Origin of the sequence: Xinfangfangia pollutisoli (assembly GCF_020179405.1) — a bacterium.
Lineage (GTDB): Bacteria > Pseudomonadota > Alphaproteobacteria > Rhodobacterales > Rhodobacteraceae > Pseudogemmobacter > Pseudogemmobacter pollutisoli.
The window spans coordinates 34473-54947 of record NZ_JAICBZ010000015.1; the positions used below are offsets into that span (position 1 = coordinate 34473).

The 20475-nt window shown below is 66.5% G+C and carries 20 protein-coding genes; 11 read left to right on the forward strand and 9 right to left on the reverse strand.

Annotated elements, in window-relative coordinates:
* Nucleotides 1-72: 72 nt before the first annotated feature.
* From K1Y73_RS07170 to K1Y73_RS07185, 4 genes are all read left to right on the forward strand, one after another.
* A complete protein-coding gene (locus K1Y73_RS07170; protein WP_225027524.1) occupies nucleotides 73-531 on the forward strand; it encodes a TRAP transporter small permease in 459 nt (152 codons plus the stop codon).
* A gap of 1 nt (nucleotide 532) precedes the next feature.
* Nucleotides 533-1843 (forward strand): TRAP transporter large permease, encoded by a 1311-nt coding sequence (locus tag K1Y73_RS07175; protein WP_225027525.1) that lies wholly within the window; start codon nucleotides 533-535, stop codon nucleotides 1841-1843.
* 29 nt (nucleotides 1844-1872) lie between these two features.
* Nucleotides 1873-3144 carry an ArgE/DapE family deacylase gene (locus K1Y73_RS07180; protein ID WP_225027526.1) on the forward strand — a complete coding sequence of 424 codons (1272 nt, stop codon included), beginning with the start codon at nucleotides 1873-1875 and terminating at the stop codon, nucleotides 3142-3144.
* A gap of 65 nt (nucleotides 3145-3209) precedes the next feature.
* A complete protein-coding gene (locus K1Y73_RS07185) occupies nucleotides 3210-3818 on the forward strand; it encodes an SRPBCC family protein (protein WP_225027527.1) in 609 nt (202 codons plus the stop codon).
* 89 nt (nucleotides 3819-3907) lie between these two features.
* Here K1Y73_RS07185 and K1Y73_RS07190 read toward each other — a convergent pair whose 3' ends face one another.
* The 7 genes from K1Y73_RS07190 to menC all read right to left on the reverse strand — a co-directional run bounded on the left by K1Y73_RS07190 (nucleotide 3908) and on the right by menC (nucleotide 11139).
* The gene (locus K1Y73_RS07190; RefSeq protein WP_225027528.1) at nucleotides 3908-5143 is read right to left on the reverse strand and encodes an alpha-hydroxy acid oxidase; all 1236 of its coding nucleotides are present in this window, start codon (nucleotides 5141-5143) and stop codon (nucleotides 3908-3910) included.
* Between the two features lie 15 nt (nucleotides 5144-5158).
* Nucleotides 5159-6241, reverse strand: coding sequence for an ABC transporter ATP-binding protein (locus K1Y73_RS07195; protein ID WP_225027529.1), 1083 nt, complete (start codon nucleotides 6239-6241; stop codon nucleotides 5159-5161).
* 10 nt (nucleotides 6242-6251) lie between these two features.
* Entirely contained in the window at nucleotides 6252-7061 is an 810-nt protein-coding gene (locus tag K1Y73_RS07200) for an ABC transporter permease (protein ID WP_225027530.1), read from the reverse strand.
* A gap of 4 nt (nucleotides 7062-7065) precedes the next feature.
* On the reverse strand, nucleotides 7066-7917 hold the full coding sequence (locus K1Y73_RS07205) for an ABC transporter permease (RefSeq protein WP_225027532.1): 852 nt from the start codon (nucleotides 7915-7917) through the stop codon (nucleotides 7066-7068).
* Between the two features lie 129 nt (nucleotides 7918-8046).
* Nucleotides 8047-9078, reverse strand: a complete 1032-nt coding sequence (locus tag K1Y73_RS07210; RefSeq protein ID WP_225027533.1) for an ABC transporter substrate-binding protein — start codon at nucleotides 9076-9078, stop codon at nucleotides 8047-8049.
* Nucleotides 9079-9340: 262 nt separating this feature from the next.
* Nucleotides 9341-10009, reverse strand: a complete 669-nt coding sequence (locus K1Y73_RS07215; protein ID WP_225027535.1) for a GNAT family N-acetyltransferase — start codon at nucleotides 10007-10009, stop codon at nucleotides 9341-9343.
* On the reverse strand, nucleotides 10006-11139 hold the full coding sequence (menC, locus tag K1Y73_RS07220) for an o-succinylbenzoate synthase (protein ID WP_225027536.1): 1134 nt from the start codon (nucleotides 11137-11139) through the stop codon (nucleotides 10006-10008). The genes K1Y73_RS07215 and menC overlap by 4 nt, the downstream gene beginning before the upstream one ends.
* 208 nt (nucleotides 11140-11347) lie before the next feature.
* Here menC and K1Y73_RS07225 point away from each other — a divergent pair, with 208 nt between their 5' ends.
* From K1Y73_RS07225 to K1Y73_RS07255, 7 genes are all read left to right on the forward strand, one after another.
* Nucleotides 11348-12274, forward strand: coding sequence for a MurR/RpiR family transcriptional regulator (locus tag K1Y73_RS07225; protein ID WP_225027538.1), 927 nt, complete (start codon nucleotides 11348-11350; stop codon nucleotides 12272-12274).
* 74 nt (nucleotides 12275-12348) lie between these two features.
* Nucleotides 12349-13911, forward strand: coding sequence for an ABC transporter substrate-binding protein (locus K1Y73_RS07230; RefSeq protein WP_225027540.1), 1563 nt, complete (start codon nucleotides 12349-12351; stop codon nucleotides 13909-13911).
* Between the two features lie 4 nt (nucleotides 13912-13915).
* A complete protein-coding gene (locus tag K1Y73_RS07235; RefSeq protein ID WP_225027542.1) occupies nucleotides 13916-14842 on the forward strand; it encodes an ABC transporter permease in 927 nt (308 codons plus the stop codon).
* Complete coding sequence (locus K1Y73_RS07240) at nucleotides 14839-15720, forward strand: ABC transporter permease (protein WP_225027543.1); 882 nt, start codon at nucleotides 14839-14841, stop codon at nucleotides 15718-15720. The genes K1Y73_RS07235 and K1Y73_RS07240 overlap by 4 nt, the downstream gene beginning before the upstream one ends.
* Nucleotides 15720-16700, forward strand: coding sequence for an ABC transporter ATP-binding protein (locus K1Y73_RS07245; RefSeq protein WP_225027545.1), 981 nt, complete (start codon nucleotides 15720-15722; stop codon nucleotides 16698-16700). The genes K1Y73_RS07240 and K1Y73_RS07245 overlap by 1 nt, the downstream gene beginning before the upstream one ends.
* Entirely contained in the window at nucleotides 16697-17677 is a 981-nt protein-coding gene (locus tag K1Y73_RS07250) for an ABC transporter ATP-binding protein (protein WP_225027547.1), read from the forward strand. The genes K1Y73_RS07245 and K1Y73_RS07250 overlap by 4 nt, the downstream gene beginning before the upstream one ends.
* Before the next feature lie 3 nt (nucleotides 17678-17680).
* A complete protein-coding gene (locus tag K1Y73_RS07255; protein WP_225027548.1) occupies nucleotides 17681-19210 on the forward strand; it encodes a M81 family metallopeptidase in 1530 nt (509 codons plus the stop codon).
* A 14-nt stretch (nucleotides 19211-19224) separates the two neighbouring features.
* On the opposite strand, the gene K1Y73_RS07260 is transcribed toward K1Y73_RS07255, so the two are convergent.
* Both K1Y73_RS07260 and K1Y73_RS07265 read right to left on the reverse strand, forming a co-directional pair.
* A complete protein-coding gene (locus tag K1Y73_RS07260; RefSeq protein WP_225027550.1) occupies nucleotides 19225-19998 on the reverse strand; it encodes a GntR family transcriptional regulator in 774 nt (257 codons plus the stop codon).
* Nucleotides 19999-20135: 137 nt separating this feature from the next.
* A partial coding sequence (locus K1Y73_RS07265; RefSeq protein WP_225027551.1) for a hypothetical protein occupies nucleotides 20136-20475 on the reverse strand: 340 nt, incomplete at its 5' end.

Here is a 20475-nt window from a genome sequence, read left to right on the forward strand (position 1 = left end):
TTCATACAGTCGGACATCGAAATGCGAACTCCGCTGCGGGTATTTGACCTGCTTATCACACTCATGGCCTGGATGGCGGCCCTGCTGCTTCTGACATTGATGCTGGCGACCGTCGCGAAGGTCGGGCTGCGGGCCACCACGGGCTACGGGCTTCTGGGCATTGATCAGCTGAGCGGGCTGATCATGGTCTGGATGACCTTCCTGGGCGCGCCCTGGGTTCTGCGCGAAGGCGGCCATGTCGTGGTCGACCTGCTGATCCTGAACCTGCGCGGACGCAGCGCCCAGGTCTTTGCGGTCGTCGCGGCCCTGCTGGGCGCGATCGTCTGCCTGACCATCGCCTGGTTCGGCCTGCAGGCCGTTCTCACCTCGTTGCGGCGCGGCATCCTGGTTGCGGCCGAGCTGGAAATTCCCCGTGCCGTCAATATCGCGCCCATTCCGCTGGGGATGCTGTTCCTCGGGCTGGAATTCCTGCGGCGGGCGGCAACAGCGCTGTCCGGCGGCACGGTCGTGACGCAAGGCGAAGGACATTAAGATGGAATGGTGGGTCTTTCTTTCGACGTTCTTCCTGGGCCTGACCGGGCTGATGCTGATCGGTCTGCCCGTCGCCTTCGCCTTTCTCGCGGTCAACATGATCGGGGTCTATCTGCTGTGGGGCGGCTTCAACGGCTTCAACCAGCTGGTCCTGTCGATCGACAGCTCGATCTCGACCTTCATCCTGGTGCCGATCCCGATGTTCATCCTGATGGGCTCGGTGATGTTCCATGCCGGCATCGCCGAGCGGATGATCCGGGTGATCGACCAGTGGCTGGGCTTCATCTCGGGCCGGCTGGCCGTGCTGACGGTGGGCGCCGGCGCGGTTCTGTCGACGCTGACCGGCGTTGCCATGGGCTCGGTCGCGATGCTGGGCGGCACGCTGACCCCCGAGATGGAGCGGCGGGGCTATGCGCGTACGCTGGCGATCGGGCCGGTCTTGGGCAGCGGGGCGCTGGCGATCCTGATCCCGCCCAGCACGCTGGCGATCGTGCTGGCCAGCGTGGGCGGCTTCTCGGTGGCCAAGATGCTGATCGCGATCATCCTGCCGGGGATCCTGCTGGCGATCATGTATGTGATCTACATCCTGATCCGGGTGAAGCTGCGCCCGCAGGATGCGCCGGCCTATGAGGTGCCTTCGGTGCCCCTGTCGGTAAAGCTGCGCGACACGGCGCTGTATCTGGTGCCGCCGGTCATGGTCGTGGTGATGATTGTCGTCTGCATCTTCACCGGCCTGGCCACGCCGACCGAATCCGCCGCCATCGGCACGTTCATCACCTTCTTCCTGGCGGCGGCCTATGGCGATCTGAGCCTGGCCAAGCTGAAACACGCGCTGCTGTCTTCGACCAAGCTGTCGGTGATGATCCTGATCATCATGACCGGCTCGGCCAGCTTCAGCCAGTTGCTCAGCTTCTCGGGCGCGACCGGCGCGATCACCACCTGGGCCACGGCGCTGGATGTCTCAAGCATCACGCTGATGCTGATGATGATGGCGCTGGTGCTGATCGTGGGCATGTTCATCGAACAGACCTCGATCGTGCTGATCACCATGCCGATCTTCCTGCCGATCATCGGCGCCATGGGCTGGGATCCGATCTGGTTCGCCGTGGTGATGATGGTCAATCTGGAACTGGCCACCATCACCCCACCCGCCGGCCTGTCGCTGTTCGTGATGAAAGGCGTCGCGGTGCCCGGAACCACCATGGGGCAGATCTACCGCGCGGCGCTTCCCTTCATCCTGATCAACATCTTGCTGATGTTGATCCTGATCCTCTGGCCCGCGCTGGCGCTTTGGCTGCCCTCGCTGATGTAGGCCCGGCCTGACTTTCAAGGAGAGTTCAAATGACTGACACAACGAGAGAAAAGCTGCTCTCGACCATCGAGGCCAAGCGCGATCATGCCATCGGCTTCCTGCAGGATCTGGTGCGCATCCCTTCGGTCACCGGCGACGAGGCGGCGGTGCAGAAATTCGTGTCCGATTACATGGCCGGCCTCGGGCTTGATGTCGACATGTGGGAAACCGACTGGGAGGCGCTGAAGCGCCATCCCGGCTATCGCCCGGTCGCGCGCGGCTATGAGGGCCGGCCGAACATCGTGGCCACGCGCAAGGGCACGGGCGGCGGGCGGTCGCTGTTGTTGAACGGCCATACCGACGTGATCCCGGTCGGCAATGGCGAAGGCTGGACCGATGATCCCTGGTCGGCGCTGATCAAGGATGGCCGGATCTATGGCCGCGGCGCCTGCGACATGAAAAGCGGTGTCGCAAGCCATATCCTGGCGCTGGAATACATCGCCGCGGCCGGGATCCGGCTGAAGGGCGATGTGCTGGTGAATGTGGTGATCGACGAGGAAGTGTCGGGCCATGGCACCCTGGATACGGTGATCCGCGGCTACAAGGCCGATGCGGGCATTTCGGGCGAGACCAGCGATCTGGCGGTGCAGCCGGCCTGCATCGGGCGGATCTGGTTCGAGATCGCCGTGCAAGGCAAGCCCGCGGGCATTCAGCAGCGCTATCTGGGCATCTCGGCGATCGAGCTTGGCAACAAGGTCGTCCAGGCGGTGAAAGAGCTGGAAGACCATCGCGTCGCCACCGTCACCCATCCGCTGTATCCCAATGCGCTGGATTCGCTGCCCTGCATGATCGGCAGCTTCCAGGCCGGCAATTACCCCAGCGCCTTCCCCGACACGGCGCTGCTGAAGGGCAGCATCGGCACGGTTCCGGGCGAAGATCATGAAGGCGTCAAGCAAAGCCTGCGCGACAAGATCGCAGCGCTTGCCGCCTCGGACCCCTGGATGCGCGATCACCCGCCGGTGGTGAAATTCGTCGGCTATGACGCCGAAGCCTCGGAGATCCCGGTGGCGCATCCGATCGTGCAACTGCTGTCGCAGGTTCATACCGAGATCACCGGCAAGGCGCCGGTGATCAGCGGGCGGCAGGGGGCGGCCGATACACGGTTCCTGAATTCCTACGGGGCGACGCCGACGGTGATCTACGGGCCCGGATCGACGGCCGTGATGCATTCGAATGACGAATATGTCTCGATCGAGGATTACCTCACCGCGATCAAGGTCATGGCGGTCTGCATCTGCGACTGGTGCGGCATCGACGCCTAAGCCAAAGCCGGGCCCCCCGGACCCCTGGGGTGCCCGATCATGAACCTGCCGGGGCGGAAGTGAATATGCCTGTAATCAAACAAAAATTCGACGTGAACCATCCAAGGCCGGTGGTCTGGGACATGCTTCAGGACATCCCGCGGGTCGTGGGCTGCGTGCCGGGGGCCGCGCTGGATGGCCCGCTGGACGGCGACAAGGCCAAGGGCCGGGTCACGGTGAAGCTGGGCCCGGTCAAGGCCAATTTCGGCGGCGAGGCGACGATCAGCGCCGACCGCGCCGACTGGAGCGCGAAGATCGCCGGTGTCGGCGTTGACAAAAGCCATGCCTCGCGGGCGAAGGGCGATGTGTCCTATCGGCTGCTCAGCCCGCAGCCCGGGGTGACCACGGTCGAGGTCGAGGTGGATTACGCGCTGTCGGGCTCGCTGGCGCAGGTGGCGCGCGGCGGCATCGTCGAGGCGGTGGCCGAACAGATCTGCGCCGATTTCGCCGCCAATCTGGAAGCCGAGATCGCCGCCGAAGCCACCCCCGCCGCCCCGCAGACCCCGGCCGATCCCGCCGCGCCGCCCCTGGCCGAGGCGCCGCGTCCGGTGGCGCGGGCAAGCGAGCTGAACATGGTGCAGATCATGCTGCGGGTGGTCCGGCGCAAGATCGCGCGGCTGTTCGGGCGCGGCTGATCGCGCCGGCCCTTGCTGATCCCGGATCCGGCCCGCAGCCTTGCCGCTGCGGGCCTTTTCCGTGCAGCCCGGCCGTCAGGTGCTGGCCGTCAGGTGCTGGCCGGCGCCGCGCGCTGGCTGGCGCCGTGGTCTTTCAGCGCGGCGATGTTGACCGCGCCCGCCTGGGCCATCACGCCGCGCAATTCGTTGCGGAAGATCGCCATCAGGTGATCCGGCCCCCGCGCGCCCATCGCCGCGACCGAGGCCAGGAAGGGGCGCCCGGCAAAGACGAAATCGGCGCCCAGCACCAGGGCCTTCAGAATGTCCAGCCCCGACAGGATCGCGCCATCGACCATCAGCTTGATCCGCTCGCCCACCAGCGGCCGGATCTGCGGCAGCAGGCTGACCGCGGCCGGGGCGGCATCGAACTGGCGGCCGCCATGGTTGGACAGGATCACCCCATCCACCCCCAGCGCCACGGCCTGCAGCACATCCTGCGGATGCTGGATCCCCTTCAGCACCAGTTGCCCCGGCCACAGATCGCGCAGCCGCGCGATCAGCGCCCAGGTGAAGGCGCCCGACATCTCTTTGTCGACATAGGCCGCGACCTGGGCCGCCGACGCGCGCGCCCCGGCATAGGCCTTGAAATTCGAGAACTCGGGCTGGCCATGGCGCAGCATCGCCCAGGCCCAGGCCGGGGCGGCAGCAACCTGGCGCACCGTCGTCAGGCTGGGGCGGAAAGGCACGGTCAGCCCGTTGCGCAGGTCGCGCAGCCGCTTCTGGCGCATCGGCGTGTCCAGCGTCAGCACCAGCGTGCGCACCCCGCAGCGCTGCGCCCGCGCGGCCAGATCGAAGGTCGCGTGGACATCGTCCTTGGGCACGCAATACAGCTGCATCCAGCTGTGAGGCGCCAGCGCCATCGCGGTTTCGATGTCGATATTCGCCACCATCGACAGCACGAACCCCACCCGCTCCCGCGCCGCGGCCAGGGCCAGGTGACGGTCGGCCTGCGGCCAGACCAGACCCGAAAGCCCCATCGGCGCAACGCCCAGCGGCAGGGCATAGCTTTGCCCGAAAAGCTGGGTCTCGGTCGAGGTGTCGCGGATTTCAACCCCGTAGCGCGGCAGGATCTCGATCCGGTCCAGCGCCTGGCGGTTGCGCGCCAGGCCCAGTTCCTGGCCGACCCCGCCTTCCAGATAGTCCCAGGCAAAGCCCGGAACCCGCCGCCGCGCCCGCGCCAGCAGCGCCAGGCTGTCGGGCAGGCGGCGCAGCGCCTTCGCCTCGGCCGAGGTGGCCGCCCCCGCCCCCCAGCCGGATCCGGCGGGGCGCTTCTGTGCATCTGTCATCGCGGGCTCCGGTTCTTAGGCAGAGGGGAAGGCGCGCAGGTTCTTCGGGTCGCAATGCAGCCCGATCTGGCGCCCGGGTTCGGCCTGTGCCGCCTGTTCGCGGTCGGTCAGCCGCAACAGGATATGGCCGCCGACCGCCCCCGGATGATCGACCAGAATGTCGAAATGCCCGCCCTGATAGATCCGCATCGCGACCGTGCCGCGCAGCATGGCCGGCTGGCCGTCGGGCACCAGGGTCAGATGCTCGGGGCGGATGAAGACCTCGCAATCCTGACCCAGAACCAGATCGGCCTGGGCTTCGGGCAAGCGCAGCGGCCCGGCCTCGGTCAGGATCACCGCCGCGCCGCCCCGGATTTCGGTCAGCCGCCCGAAGATGCGTGTGACATCGCCCAGGAACGAGGCGACGAAGCCGTCGCTTGGCCGTTCATAAACCTCGTCCGGGGTGCCGACCTGCCGCACCCGGCCTTCCGACATCACCGCGATGCGATCCGACATGCTCAGCGCCTCGGCCTGATCATGGGTGACGAAGACCGTGGTGATGCCCAGGCGCTGCTGAATCTCCTTGATCTCGACCTGCATCGAGCCGCGCAGGTTCTTGTCCAGCGCAGAAAGCGGCTCGTCCAGCAGCAGAACCTGCGGATTGGTGATCACCGCCCGCCCGATCGCGACCCGCTGCTGCTGGCCGCCCGACAGCTGGCGCGGATGGCGGTCGGCGAATTTCGTCAGCTTGATCACCTCAAGCGTGCGCGCGACCTGCGCGCGGATCTCGGCTTTCGGCAGCTTCTGCATCTTCAGCCCATAGGCCAGATTGTCGGCCACCGTCATATGCGGGAACAGCGCATAGTTCTGGAACACCATGCCGATCTTGCGCCGGTAGGGCGGCAGGCGGGTGACATCGGCCCCCGCCATCCTGATCGCGCCGGAGCTGGGCGTGACAAAGCCCGCGATCATGTTCAGAAGCGTGCTTTTCCCGCAGCCCGACGGACCCAGCAGGGTCATGAACTCGCCCTGCCGGATTTCCATGTCGATGGGCGCCAGCGCGATGTGGCTGCCGAATGTCTTGCCGGCCTGGACGATGTCGACCGAAGCGCTTTGCATGATGTGGCCCTCAGTGATCTTGGGATTTGATGGCCAGGATCCGCCCCAGATCCATCAGCCAGTTGGTCAGTGCCAGAACGACGGTGATCATCACGAAGAACATCACCGACAGCGCCGCCATCGACGGATCGGCATATTCCCGGACGTAATTGTACATGGCGACGGGCAGGGTCTGGGTCGCCTGGGCCGAGACGAACAGCGTCGCGGTGAATTCGTTGAACGACAGGATCGCGGCAAACAGCAGGCCCGAGAACAGCCCCGGCACCATCAGCGGAAGGGTGATGGTGCGCAGCACCGCCCAGGGCCCGGCGCCGAGGCTGGCCGCCGCCCGTTCCAGGCTGGGGTCGATGCTGCGCAGCGAGACGAAGACCGCGCGCATCACGAAGGGCAGAACCAGGATGACATGGGTCACGATCACCACGGCGAAGCTGCGGTTCATCGCGACCTGATTGGCCAGGATCAGAAAGCCGATGCCGATGGTGAAGGACGGGATCAGCAGCGACGAGGTCAGCAGCCCTTCCAGCAGCCGCTTGCCGGGAAAGTCGCAGCGGTCGATCACCCAGGCGAAGGCGCCGCCGATGCTGACCGCGAAGACCGAGGTCCACAGCATGACGATCACGCTGTTCCACAGGCCGCGCTGGAAATCGCGATAGGTCAGCGCGCGTTCGAACCAGCGCAGCGACCAGTCCTTGGGTGGGAAGGTGATGACCGCGCCGGCGTTGAAGGCAACGATCGCGGTCACCACGGCGGGCAGCAGCACGAAGCCGATCAGCAGTGAAACCAGAAGCCAGAAGGCGATGCTGTGAAAGTTCAGACGCATGCGCTTACCCGACCCGGATATGGTCCAGCGGGCGCAGCGCGAAACGCATCAGGCCGACCAGGACGATGGTGAAAAGGACGCCCGCCAGGCTCAGCACCGCGGCCAGCGGGAAGTTGAAGCTGGAAATGCCGATCTGGTAGACGACATTGCCGATCATGTTCACCTTGCCGCCGCCGATCAGCTGCGGGGTGGCGAAGGCGCTGAAGGTCCAGGCAAAGCAGGTGATGATCCCGGCGATCAGCCCCGGCGCCGACAGCGGCAGGGTCACATGCCAGAAGCTGCGCAGCGGCCCCGCCCCCAGGCTTTCCGAGGCCTTGGTATAGGCCGGGTCGATCTGGCTGATCGCGGTCGCCAGGATGATGACCATGATCGGCAGGGTGAAATGGACCAGGACCAGCACCACCGCGGGCAGGGTGAACATCATCTGCACCGGCTCGGCGATCAGGCCCAGCTGCAGCAGGGCGGCATTGATGAAGCCGGAATTGCCCAGGACCAGCAGCCAGGAATAGGTGCGGGTGATCTCGCCTGTGAACATCGGCGTGATGGCGATGATCAGGATCGTCGCCCGCAGGAAGGAACTGCGCACCCGCACCAGCGCATAGGCGATGGGATAGCCGACCAGCAGGGTGGCCAGCGCGGTCAGCAGGCAGATCAGCGCCGTGTCCGAGAAGACGGCGATCAGCAGCGGGCGCAGCAGGAACGAGAAATTCTCGACCGTCCAGCCGCCGACGACCAGGCTGCCCGGCACATGTTCGCGCAGGCTGAAGACCAGGATGCAGGACAGGGCGGCCGCGTAAAGCAGGGCCAGAAGGATGGCCGGCGTGACAAACCAGTAGAAGATCGAGCTTCGGGTCATGGATCGCCTTTCAGGGTCCGTTGGGCGAGGCGCAGGCAACAGCGATGCGGGCGGTCCGGATCGGACGGACCGCTTGTCATGGGTCTGACCCTGCGCCCGGACCGGCCGGGCGCAGGGGCCTGTGGAAACTCAGTTGGCGATCATCTCTTCCGAGAACCAGGTCCGCCATTCCGTCAGCTTTTCGGCGCGCAGTTGCGGGTCGACATAGATCGCCTCGCTTTGCCATTGCTCGGGCGTCAGGAACACGCCGGGCAGGGCGGCGACTTCGGGCGGCACCTCGACGCCCTCGACCGTGGCGCCGCCTTTCTTGATCGCCACGATCTTGGCCTGGACCTCGGGGTCCAGTGCGGCGTCGATGAAGGCATAGGCCAGGTCCAGCTTGTCGGTGCCCTTCATGATGCCGATGGCATCCATGTTCAGCACCGCGCCCTCTTTCGGAATCACGATCTCAAGGTCGATGCCCTGATCGCGCAGCTGATGCGCCATCATCGACAGCATGACCTGCACCGGGGTTTCCCCGGTCGAGATCAGCTGCTCGCTGGCCGCATCCGAGGGGAAATAGGCGCGCACATTCGGCTTCAGCGCCTTCAGCTTGTCGGTGGCCTGGCGCCAGTCCTCGATGCCCAGCCCTTCCATCTTCGCAGTGGCGGCGATGATCGACGAGGGATCGAAGTCGGACAGCCCGATCTTGCCGGCCAGCGCGGGCGACCACAGATCGGCCCAGCTGTCAAAGCGGACATCGGGCACCAGGTCGGGCACATAGACGATGGTATAGACATAGGACCAGACGCCGACATGGCCCGGGCTGATCTTGGCCTGGTCGAACAGCTTGTCGGCATTCGACAGGCGCGACATGTCCAGGGGCTCGAACAGGCCGGAATTCTGGTACAGCCAGCCGACATGCGCCGTGGTGAAGGTCACGTCGCTTTCCGGCGCGCCGGCGGCAAGCTGCGCCTGGTTCAGCCGGTCGATGGTGCCGCCGGTGATGAACTCGACCTCGGCGCCGGTGTTTTCGGTGAATTTCGCAGCGATGGTTTCGGCGATCAGATCGCGCCAACCTCCTCCCCAGGAGCTGATGCGAAGCACCTCTTGCGCAAGCGAGACACCCGAAGATGCCAGCAGGATCAATGCGGTGGTGCCGGATAGTGCAAGCCTAGACATGCGTTTCCTCCCTAGAATGCATGCAATGGTAGCAGCGGTGTTTTAAGTATGAATCTTTATGTATGCAATAATAAACAACGTGCATGCGATATGCCTGCCGCCGCACCGGCTGCCAAAGGCAGAGGCGGCCCGCCAAAGCCCAGGGCGGGAAGCGGGGGGAAGGGTAGGGGGCGAAGGGGGGAACAGCCCGCCGCCCCGCCCGAAGCGGGCGGGGGCAGGTCAGACGGCGGCGCGGGGCCGACGGACGCGGAAGGCCGCGGGTTCAGGCGCCGAAATGATAGGTGGATGTCGCCGGATCGAAGCCGACGATCGACAGGCCGGCCTCGAACCGCGCCAGCATCGCGGCCCGGCTTTCGGCCCGCGCGGCCTGGGCCTTTGCGCCGGCCTGGCGCACCAGCATGTGGAAATCCGGCACCACAGCCACCTGGTCGCGGATCTGCATCTGGGGCCGGCCATCGACATGCAGCTCGGCCACGACGCGGTCGCTTTCGACGCCGCCCTGATAACTGCCTTCGGCGCCGTAGTAATTCACCAGATAGCGCGTGCCGATCGCGCCCAGATTGTTGATGTTCAGATTGGCATTGCGGGTCATCAGCGGATCATAGGTCCAGCGGATCCGCCTTATGCCGCGGGCCCGGCACCAGTCGCGCTGATAGGATTTCAGCGCCGCCCCCAACCCGCGGCCGCGATAGGCCGGCAGCACCGCCAGCCGGTGGCTGTGCTGCACTTCGGGGTCGGCGGTGGGAAAGCCGAAGACATAGCCCGCCAGCATCGCGCCATCAAAGGCGCCGGCGACGATGCCGCCCTCGGCCTGGATCACCATCAGCAGATCCGGCGGATCGGCCTGGTCATCGTCCCCCCAGACGGCATGCTGCATCGCATAGGCGGCGCGGAACTCGGCAAGGCCCTTCAGGTCGCGGCAGACGATCATGGCCGGATCGTCTCGACCGAGGTGGAGATCGTCTCCAGGAAATCCCAGTCCATGGTCACGCCGATGCCGGCGCCATTGGCGGGGATGGGCATCAGCCCGTCGCTGGTTTCCAGCTTCTCGACCACGATGTCGCGGGCGAAGTAGCGCGACGAGGACGAGGTGTCGCCAGGGCGCGAGAATTGCTCCAGCGTGCAGAGATGGATGTTATGCGCCCGGCCGATCCCGGCCTCCAGCATGCCGCCGCACCAGACCGGCACGTCATGCGCCAGGCAAAGGTCGTGGACCTGCTTGGCCACGACATGGCCACCCAGCCGCCCGACCTTGATGTTGATCACCCGCCCCGCATCGCTGGCCAGCGCCTTGCGGCAATCGGGCAGGCTGCGGATGCATTCGTCCAGGCACAGCGGCGTGGCCAGCAGGGATTGCAGCCGCACATGGTCATGCAGGTCGTTCCAGGCCAGCGGCTGCTCGATGTAATCCAGCCCGTAGCCGTCCATCGCGCGCAGCACCGGCAGATCGGCCAGCGTGTAGCAGCAATTCGCATCCACTGTCAGATGGGTATCGGGAAACTCGGCCCGCACCGCATCCAGCAGCTTCAGATCATGCCCCGGCATCACCTTCAGCTTGATGCGCCGATAGCCCTGCGCCACATGCAGCCGCACATCGTCCAGCGTGTCGGGGATCGGCTTGATCCCCAGCGAGACGCCCACTTCCACCTGATCGCGCGTGCCGCCCAGCACCTGCCACAGCGGCAGGCCCTGCACCTTGGCCCAAAGGTCCCAGAACGCCATCTCGACCGCGGCCTTGGCCATCTGGTGATCGCGCCAGGGCCGGAACAGCCGCTCGATCTCATGCGGATTGGCGAAGGCGCGGCCCACCATCTGCGGCAGAAACACCTCGCGCATCATCATCATCGACGAGACGATGGTCTCGGGCAGGTAGTCGGGCAGCACATCGGCCACGCCCTCGGCATAGCCTTCCTGCCCGCCGCCCCGCAGCACCACGATCGGCATCACCTTGCGGTACATCGTGCCCGTCGCGATGCGAAACGGGTGCAGCAGCGGCAGTTCGATCAGCCGCAATTCGGCGGATTCGATCACCAGCGGGTCGCGCAGCGGCGCAAGGGCCATGGGGTTTCCTTTGCAAAACATTCGGATGACCCGATCTGCGGATGAAAGATCGGGCAGCCTGCGGGTCCGGGGCAGGGAAGGGCTTTTTTAGTTTACAGTCAAGATTGACTTGATGTTAGGTTACTGTCAGCGTTCGGGACAGGCCGCAGACGCTGCCATCCGGGCTCTTTGGGAGAGGGGGCCGGTGCAGATCGGGGAAGGGGAAGCGATGCAATCAGCCGGGGATGACACAGGCCTTCACGCCCGCCTTCGGGCGATTCTGGTCGAAGGCACCCCGGTCGAGCGCGCGATTTCGGCCTATCTTCTGGACCATATCGTCGACCTGCCCTTCGAGACGGCGGCCTCGCTGGCCGCGCGGATCCAGGTGTCCGAAGTGTCGGTCGGGCGGCTGGCGCGGACGCTGGGCTATCGCAACCTGAAGGAAATGAAAGAGGCGCTGAAGGCCGAGGCCGATCTGCAGGCGATCGCGGCAGTGGGCGACAGCCCCTGGCTGAACGGCGCGGCCCTGGCCGAACGTTTCGCGCATCGCCAGGGCGGAGGCGCCGGCGGCGTTCCGGCGGGGGGGCGCGCCGAGGCGCCCAATCTGGCGCTGGAGCTGGAAATCCGCGCGGTGATGCGCAATCACGAACTGGCCGCCAGCCCCGAATTCCTGCGCTGCGCCCGGCGCCTGGCCACGGCGCGGCAAGTGCATGTCGCGGGTTTCCAGACCGAACGCGGCCTGGCGCAATACATGGCGCATAACCTGGCCTATCTGCGGCCCGGCGTGCAATCCGTGGCGCTGGACAGCGGGCATTTCGCCGAAATCCTGCTGGACGATCCGGCCGGCGCCGCGCTGGTCATCATCGAGATCCGCCGCTATTCGCGCCTGGCGCATGCCCTGGCCAGCAAGGCCCGCGCGGCGGGCATTCCGGTGACGGTGATCACCGATCCCTATTGCGGCTGGGCCCCCGCCATCGCCGACGAGGTGCTGCGCGTCGATACCGACTTCAACCATTTCTGGGACGCCTCGGGCCAGATGGCCGGGCTGATCAACCTGCTGGTCAACCGCGTCTTCGAAGAGATCGGCCCCGGGATCGAGACCCGGCTGAACGCCATTTCCGCAAGCTACGGCCAGTTCGTCGGCCATCACCGCTGACGCCCCGCCCCGACCATTCCTGCAGAAGACCACAACAACAGCCCCGAACAGGGCATCCAACCGGAAGGAACATCATGAAGACGATCCGCTCGCTTCTCCTTGGCACGGCTCTGGCCGGGGGCGCGCTTCTGCCGGCCCAGGCGCAGGACGTGACCGTGGTCATGTCGCAAAACGAGGTGGGCGCCACCTCGTACAATCCGATCACCGCGCAGCTGCTGTCGGTCGGCGCCTGGCTGATCTACGACCGGCTGGTCGCCAAGGACGAGAAGCTGCAATACGTGCCGCAGCTGGCCGAAAGCTGGGAAGAGGCGCCCGATGGGATGAGCTGGACCTTCAAGCTGAAGCCCGGCGTCACCTTCCACAACGGCACCCCCTTCACCGCCCAGACCGTGGTCGACTGGCTGCCGCTGTATAAGGGCACCGAGAACGAATATCTGTTCGACGCGATCGACCATGCCGAAGCCGTGTCGGACACCGAAGTGCGCTTCGTGATGAAGCGGCCCGAGCCGAACCTGCTGTACAACCTGTCCACCGTTTACGGCTCGATCCCCGATCCGGCCGTGTTCGCCGAACTGGGCGAGGATTTCGGCGTGGTCGAGGCCGTGGGAACCGGCCCCTTCAAGCTGGAAAGCTTCGAGATCGGCAACCAGACCGTGCTGGTGCGCAATGACGATTACGCCTGGGGGCCGGGCGCGGCGACCGGGCGTCCGGCCAAGATCGAGACGCTGACCCTGCGCGAGATCGCCGAAGCCTCGACCGCGTTTCTGGAATTGAAGACCGGCGGCGTCGACATGCTGATGAACGTGCCGACCGATTTCGTCGGCGAAGTGACGGGCACCGACAATCTGAAGCTGCTGGAACTGCCCGGCACCGATCTGATCTATATGCCGATCAACGTCACCAAGCCGCCCTTCGACGATGTGAAGGTGCGCGAAGGCGTGGCTTTCGCGATCAACCAGCAGGAAATCGTCGATGCGGTGTTTGACGGGCGCGGCAAGGCGGCGGACGGGTTCCTGATCTCGGCCCTGCCGGAATCGCAGACCGCGCCGGAATTCCGCATCAGCTATGACCCCGACCGCGCCAATGCCGCGCTTGAGGCCGCGGGCTGGGTCAAGGGCGCCGATGGCATTCGCGAAAAAGACGGCCAGCGGCTGTCGGTGACGCTGTGGACCCAGTCCGACAGCATCTTCCGCCGCCTGTCGGAAGTGGTGCAGGCCCAGCTGAAGGCCGTGGGCGTCGAGGCCGAGATCCTGACCTTCGACAGCGCCGCGATCCGCGACCAGTACAAGACCGGCGAGCAGCAGCTGGCAGTGCGCACCTATCTTTGGGACAATGCCGATATCCTGGAATGGTTCTTCGGCGGCGACCGTCTGTATTACCCCAACATCTCGATGCTGAACGATCCCAAGGCCGAAGAGCTGAAGGCGGCGGCGATGACCGGGGCGAAGACGGCGGCCGAGCGCGAGGCGAATTTCATCGCCTATCACCAGTATATCAACTCGCTGTATCCCTATGCGCCGATCTACGAGCCGGTGCAGCTGATCGGCTACAATGCCGAGCGCCTCTCGCTGCCCGAGCCGCTGCAGGCCGCGCGGTTCAACACGCTGGGCTTCCTTGAACTTGACGTGAAAGAGTAAGCCATTGCTGGGCTTCGCCATTCGCCGCATCCTGATGCTGGTGCCGGTCTTTCTGGCCGTGTCGGTGATCATCTTCCTGATGATCCACCTTCTGCCGGGCGATCCGATCGACAATCTGCTCAAGATCGGGGCGGGGCCCGAACAGCGGGCGGCGCTGACCGCGAAATACGGTCTGGACCGCCCGCTTTACGAACAATACGCGCTGTGGCTGGGCAATGTGCTGCAGGGCGATTTCGGCACGGCCATCGTGCAGCGCCGCCCGGTGGCCAGCCTGATCGGCCAGGCGCTGCCCTATTCGCTGGCGCTGGGCGGGCTGGCGCTGGTTATGTCGACCGTGCTGGGCGTGACGGTCGGCGTCATCGCGGCCAGCGCCAAGGGCAGCTGGCTGGATCAGGGGCTGATGGGCGGGGTCCTGTTCGGCTCGATGTTGCCGAATTTCTGGATCGGCCTGCTGCTGATCCTGATCTTCTCGGTCAGCCTGGGCTGGACGCCGGTCTCGGGCGCGCGGGGCTGGGAAAGCCTGATCCTGCCGGTGGTGACCATCGGCCTTGGCGGCACGGCCCTGGTCGCCCGGGTGACGCGGGTGGCGATGATCGACGCGCAAAGCCGCGATTTCGTGATGCTGCTGCATGCCAAGGGCGTGCATCCGGTGGTGATCCAGCTGCGCCATGTGCTGCGCCATGCGCTGATCCCGGTGGTCACCATCCTGGCGCTGCGGATCGGCTGGATCCTGGGCGGCGCGGTGACGGTCGAGGTGGTTTTCGCGCGGCCGGGCCTGGGGTCTTTGCTGATCAAATCGCTGAACCAGCACGATTACCCGGTGGTGCAGGCCTCGCTGCTGATCCTGGCGATGGCGGTCCTCCTGGGCACGCTCTTGGGCGATCTGCTGCAGGCGGCGATGGATCCGCGCATTCGGGATGGGCTGAAATGACCGCCGCCGCCCCCCGTCCGGGCCTGCTGCCCGCTGTGCTGCGATCGGCCCCCGTTCTGGCCTTCACCAGCTGGAAGGGCGCCATCGCCGGCAGCTTCCTGCTGCTTCTGATCCTGGGCGCGCTGCTGGCGCCCTGGCTGACGCCCTATGAGTATGACGTGCAGAACCTGCCGGGCGCCTTCCAGCCGCCAAGCCTGGCCCATCCGATGGGCACAGACGAATTCGGCCGCGATCTGCTGACCCGCATCCTTTACGGCGCGCGCACCTCGCTGTCGGTTTCGGGCGTGGCGATCGCGATCTCGCTGTTCTGCGGCATGGTGCTGGGGGCCAGCGCCGGCTATCTGGGCGGGCGCTTCGACCGCGCGGTGATGGTTGTCGTCGACCTGACCTGGGCCTTCCCCGAGATCCTGGTGGCGCTGATGCTGGTGGCGATCATCGGCCCCGGCACCACCGGCACGCTGGTCGCGATCTGCGTGGCCTATCTGGCGCAGTTCACCCGGCTGACCCGGGCGCAGGTGATGTCGCTGAAATCGGAAACCTTCGTCGAGGCCGCCCGCGGCATGGGCGCGTCTGGGACCGCGATCCTGTTCCGCCATCTGCTGCCCAATTGCTTGGGCCCGGTCCTGGTGGCGGGCATGCTGGCCACGGGCGATGCGATCATTCTTGAGGCGACGCTGGGCTTCTTTGGCCTCGGCGCGCAGCCGCCGACCCCGTCCTGGGGCGGCATGATGTCCTCGGGCTCGGGCCTGTTGTTCAAGGGGCCCTGGATCATCCTGTTTCCCGGCCTGTGCATCGCGCTGACGGTGGTGGCAATCAACCTGTTCGGCGATGCGCTGCTGCACAAGCTGGACATCCGCGAAAGGGTGAGGTCGGCCTGATGCTGCTTGAGGTGAAGGACCTGTCGCTGAGCATCGGCATCCTGCGGCTGCTGGACCGCGTCAGCTTTGCCGTTGATCGCGGCCAGGTGCTGGGGCTGGTCGGCGAAAGCGGCTCGGGCAAGTCCCTGACCGCGCTGGCGCTGACCGGGCTGGTGCGGCGGATCGGCGGGGTGGTGACCGGCGGGGTGATCCTGTTCGACGGCCAGGATCTGGCCGGCCTGCCCGAGCCGGCGCTGCGCCGCCTGCGCGGCAAGCGCATCGCCTTCATCACCCAGAACCCGATGTCGGCGCTGGATGCGCTGAAGACCATCGGCGATCAGGTCGATCAGGTCGCGCGGCTGCATCTGGGCCTGTCGCGCCGCGCCGCCCGCGCCCGCACGGTCGAGATCCTGACCCGGCTGCGCATTCCCGATGCCGCCCAGGTGGCGCGCGCCTATCCGCATCAGCTGTCGGGCGGAATGAAGCAACGGGTGGTGATCGCCATGGCGCTGGCCGCCGATGCCGAGCTGATCATCGCCGACGAGCCGACAACGGCGCTGGATGTGACGGTGCAGGCGCAGATCGTGATGATCCTGGCCGATCTGGTGCGGCAACGGCAGATCGGGCTGATCCTGATCACCCATGACATGGGCGTCGTGGCGCAGATCTGCGATCTGGTCTGCGTGCTTTATGCCGGGCGCGTGGCCGAAAGCGGGCCGGTCGAGACCTTGTTCGCCGCGCCGCGCCATCCCTATTCGGCCGCGCTGATCGGCTGCATCCCGCGCGAGGGCATGGCGCCCGGCGCGCTGAAGGGCATTCCCGGCGGCGTGCCCTCGGCCGCGGCCTATGGCGATGCCTGCTGCCGTTTTGCCGAACGCTGCCCGCGCGCCGATGCGCTGTGCCGCAGAACCCGCCCGCCCGAGCGGATCGAGGGCGGCATGACGGTCGCCTGCCACCATCCGCTGCCGCTGCTTTCTGCCGCGCCCGAGGTTGCCCGATGACAAAAGCCGCAGAGCCCTCCGCCGGGGCCGATCCCATCCTCGCGCTCAGCGGTCTGACGCGGCGCTTCCAGTCGGGCGGCGGCTTCCTGCGCCCGGCCCGCAGCATGACGGCGGTGCGCGACCTGGATCTGACGGTGGCGCGCGGTGACTGTGTCGGCGTGGTCGGCGAAAGCGGCTGCGGCAAGTCCACCCTGGCGCGGCTGGCGATGCGGCTGATCGAACCCAGCGCCGGCCGGATCCTGTTCGAAGGCGCCGACGTGACCCATATTCGCGGCCGGCGGTTGCGGGCGCTGCGCAAGAAGCTGCAGATGGTGTTCCAGGATCCCTACGCCTCGCTGGACCCGCGCTATACGGTGCGCGACTGCCTTGAGGAACCCTTCCGCGCGCTGGGCGAGAAGGTGCCCGCCGGCCGGGTCGAGCAATTGCTGGATCAGGTCGGCCTGCCGCGCGCCTTTGCCGGCAATTACCCGCATCAGATGTCGGGCGGCCAGCGACAGCGGGTGGGCATCGCGCGCGCGCTGGCCTATCGCCCCGATCTGATCGTGCTGGACGAGCCGACCGCCTCGCTGGACGTGTCGATCCAGGCCCAGATCATCGCGCTTCTGCAGGATCTGCAGCGCCAGCACGGGCTGACCTACCTGTTCATCAGCCACGACCTGGGTCTGGTGCGCTATTTCTGCAGCCGGATCGTCGTCATGTATCTGGGCTCGGTGGTCGAGGTGCTGGAAGACCCGCAGGCGGCGCCCGCCCATCCCTATACCGCGGCGCTGATGGCATCGTCCTTCACCCCCGACCCGACGGCGCGCGCCACCATCGCGCCGATGGAGGGCGAGATCCCCTCGCCCTTCGCGCTGCCTCCGGGCTGTCCCTTCGCGCCGCGCTGCCCGCGCGCGCTGGACCGCTGCCGCAGCGCCTATCCGCCGACCGTCCCCACCGCGCGGGGCCGTGTCGCCTGTTTCAATCCGATAGAGGCCTGATCCATGTCCTTCCACGTCCTGACCGCCGAACTGATCCAGGAATGCAGCACCTTCAACAAGGGCCGCACCGGGCTGGACGAATACCGGGTCGAGATCCTGGAAACCGGTGCCGCCGCCATCGCGCAGCGGCGCGAGGCGCGGGCCGAGCTGAAGGGCTTTCTCGACGTGGCTGAGGCCGAGGGCTGGCGGGTAACTCATGCGCTTTCGGCCACCGCAACGCCCGGCCCGATCGTCACGGCCGAGGCGTTTGAACATCTTCTGGGCATCATCACCGATGCGGCGGCGGCGCAGAAAGACAGTCTCGACGGGGTTCTTCTGGCGCTGCATGGCGCCATGGCGGCCGAGGGCTGCGATGACCCCGAAGGCGAATTGCTGACCCGGCTGCGCGCGATTCTGGGCCCTGATCTGCCGATCGGCATCACCTTGGATCTGCACACCAACACCACGCCGGAAATGGCGGCGGGGGCGAATGTGGCGGTGTCGTTCAAGACCTACCCGCATGTCGACCATGTCGAAACCGCCAGCCATGCCGCGCGGGTGATGCAGCGGCTGATGGAAGGCCGGGCCCGCGGGCGCACGCTGCGGCTGAAGCTGCCGATGCTGGACGAGGCGAATGGCGGCCGCTCGGATGTGATGCCGACCATGGCCTATTACGACCGCGCCCGCGCCCATGAGACCGAGCCGGGCATTCTGGCCGTGTCGGTCAATTCGGGCTTTGCCGATGCCGATGTGCTGGAAAGCGGCCCCTCGATCCTGGTCAGCTACGATCTGCTGACCGAAGGCGCCGCCGCCCGGGCCGAGCAGATCGCCCGCGACCTGGCCGGGTCGATCTGGGCAGATCGGGATGCCTGCGCGAACCGCTTTCTGTCGGTGGCTGAAACCTGCGCCTATGTGCAGGGCTTTCAGCCGAAACGTCCGGGCCCGCTGGTGATTTCCGACTTTTCCGACAATCCGGGCGCCGGCGCCTATGGCGATGCCACCAACCTTCTGGCCGGGCTTTTGGAGTTGAACCTGCAGAATGCGGGCTTCGGCCCGCTGATCGACCCGGAAGCCGCCGCCACCCTGCACGGCCATGCGCTGGGCGAAACCGTGACCCTGCCCGTCGGCGGCAAATGCGATCCGCGCTATGGCGGGGCGCCGCTGATGCTGACCGGCGAGATCCGGCATCTGTCGGCCGAGGGGCTGCTGGTCGGCGACGGCCCCGTGATCGGCGGCATCACCTTCCGCTTCGGCAAGACCGCGGTGCTGCGGGTGAACGGGATCGACATTCTGATCGTCACCGAACGCGGCCAGGCCTATGACCTGCAGCAGTTCAAGGCTTTCGGCATCCAACCCGAAACGCTGTCGGTGCTGGGGCTGAAATCGCAGCAGCATTTCCGCGCCGCCTTTGAACCGATCGCGGCCGAGGTGATCGTCTGCGATTGCGGCGCCTTGGCCTCGCCCAATTACCGGATCCGCGACTATTTCAAACTGCGCCGGCCGATCTGGCCGCTGGACGAGATCGCGGGCGCGCCGGACTTCCTGATCAGCTGACCGGCGGCGCCGGGTCAGGGCGTGGACAGCGGAATGTCGTATGACAGGGTGAACAGTTCCGACGGGGTCTGCGTCACCGTGACCTCGACCGGATATTTCCGGTCGCGCGTCATATAGACCATTTCCGTCGTCATCAGCGCACTGCCCGGGGCGATCGACAGTGCCCGCGCGGTCTTCTTGCCGGCAATCTCGGCCCGGACCGAGATCAGCACCCGCTCGATCGTCAGGCTGAGGCAGCGTTCGACATTGCGGAAGATCAGCACATCCGAGAAATCGGCGATCCGCAGCTTGTCGCCGATCTCGGGCGGGAAATAGGTGGTGACGATCGTGCGCACCTGATCGCCGGCCACCAATTGGCCGCGCAGGCACCAGCCATCCTGATCCTTGGCCAGACCGAAGTATTTCTCGATCGCCGGGCCGCGGATCCGGTCATAGGACTCGACGACCAGCTGTCCGCCCCGGGTGAAATCGGTCAGATCCTCATAGGCCATGAACCGCGTGCCGCCCCGCTGGGTGGGCGTGCTGGCAGTGACGCGGGCGGGCTTGGCCGAGCGTTTCTGGATCAGGCCCAGATCCTCAAGCTCGCGCAGGCCGCGGCGCACGGTGATAAGGCTGACGCCCAGATGCTCTTCCAGCTCGGCCTCTTTCGGCAGGTCCGTGCCCACTTCCAGCCGGCCCGTCGCGATCATGTCGCGGATCAGATCGGCAAGCTGCTTGTAAAGCGGGCCATCGGCGCGCGACAGGGTGCGGCGCGGAAACAGGTCGATCGGAGCGCTGGTTTCCACCATCGTCGGGGCCCGTCAGGTTGCTTGGACAAGATGCTAATATCACAGTTCCGCCGGTTGAAAAGCCGAAGGGGGCAAATCGACCGATTGCGGGTACCACGACCTTCCGCCCCCGATGCGCCGGGGGCGGGCGGCGCCGGTCAGGCCAGCAGCGCCAGCGGCATTTCCAGCGTTTCGGCAAAGCCTTCCAGAAAGGCCGCCGCCTGATCGTCGGGCACGAGATCGGGGTCGGAACACAGAAGCGCCGACAGAAGGTCGCCGCCCTCGGCCGCGCTGAGCCGCAGCCGCAGGGCCCGGCCCGGCAGAAGCGGCATCAGCACCGGCGCGACCCGCCCGCTGGCGAAGAACTGCACCGACAGCGCCGCCGCGGCGCCGGCATCGTCGCGGCCACTGTCGAGTGCGGCGTCCCGGGCGCGGCGCTGGCTGCCGACCGACAGCCCGGCCCCGCCGCCCAGCAGGATCTGCCTTCCGTCCTGCTCC